Origin of the sequence: Herbaspirillum sp. B65 (genome assembly GCF_000333555.1) — a bacterium.
GTDB lineage: Bacteria > Pseudomonadota > Gammaproteobacteria > Burkholderiales > Burkholderiaceae_D > Herbaspirillum > Herbaspirillum rubrisubalbicans.
In genome coordinates this window covers 1-931 of sequence record NZ_BADI01000505.1, presented here as the reverse complement: position 1 = coordinate 931, position 931 = coordinate 1, and the positions used below count along the sequence as shown (strand labels likewise).

2 protein-coding genes are annotated in these 931 nt (G+C 45.3%); both read left to right on the top strand.

Translation table 11 applies throughout. The annotated features are described in order from the left end of the window. The coding region (locus tag I5W_RS32825) for a hypothetical protein (RefSeq protein WP_217284447.1) at window positions 1-242 on the top strand (242 nt) is incomplete at its 5' end. Window positions 243-396: 154 nt separating this feature from the next. Further along, a complete protein-coding gene (locus I5W_RS29070) occupies window positions 397-720 on the top strand; it encodes a transcriptional regulator (RefSeq protein WP_050010661.1) in 324 nt (107 codons plus the stop codon). Window positions 721-931: the final 211 nt, after the last annotated feature.

Sequence of the window (931 nt, the reverse complement as noted above, 5' to 3'; positions counted from 1 at the left end):
TGCGACCGACAGGCGGAAATCAACTTTGTACATCCCTCGCGGAATATCGTTGTATTGCTTCGGCAGAAGCAGTTCACCAACGAGCGGTTCCACTTGCCCGTTTTCTTATTGACGTGGTGGACGATGCATTGCGCAAAGCGCATGTCATAAGCGTTACCGGACTTTTTGCCGACGCCGGACAAGGGAACAACGTGGATGATTTCAATGATCGACTTAGCCATTTTTTCGAGCCTCTAGACTGAATAGAAAAAGATGAAAATTCGCGAGACTAGCCGTTTCGCTTAGTACACGCGTACTTGTGCTATCGTATGAATAGCCCAAATGAACTAAGTACAAATGGGCTAATTCAAAACGAATGTTAGCCCAAACGTACAAACTTTGTAATTGGAGTTTTATATGATTTACGAAGAATTAATAGCCAAGGCTGTCAAAGGAAGAACTGTGAATAGCCTTGCGAAAGAATGGGGAATACCTCAGAAAACCTTGGACAACTACGTCAAAGGAACGCGAACCCCCGACTTTCATACCGCCCTAATTCTGGTTAGGGAAACCGGATTAAGTGCAGAAAAAGTGCTGATGGTGTTGGCAGAGCATGAGGCAAATCGCAAGCTGACCAAAAGAGATTTAAGCGCAATTACCGATAAATTTTCGCCGTCTTTTGAAGCGTTACTGCGCTTGGCGAACACTTGCTGGAATCACCTACAGCGAGTGGCGCAGTAACTAATTCGCCGGTTTCGGTAAATACAAATTATGAGTAGTTTGATAGGCGAGTAAAAGCGAGTGGACAAGGACCCTTTGCAGAACTATTGCATCGAACGCGCCACTCATATTCCCATTCAACGAGAACAGGAGGAAGTATGAGATATCCGAACACACGTTACGGCCACTTAGGCGAATTAGAATTTGGATGCAAGGCGACTCCATCCAAAGA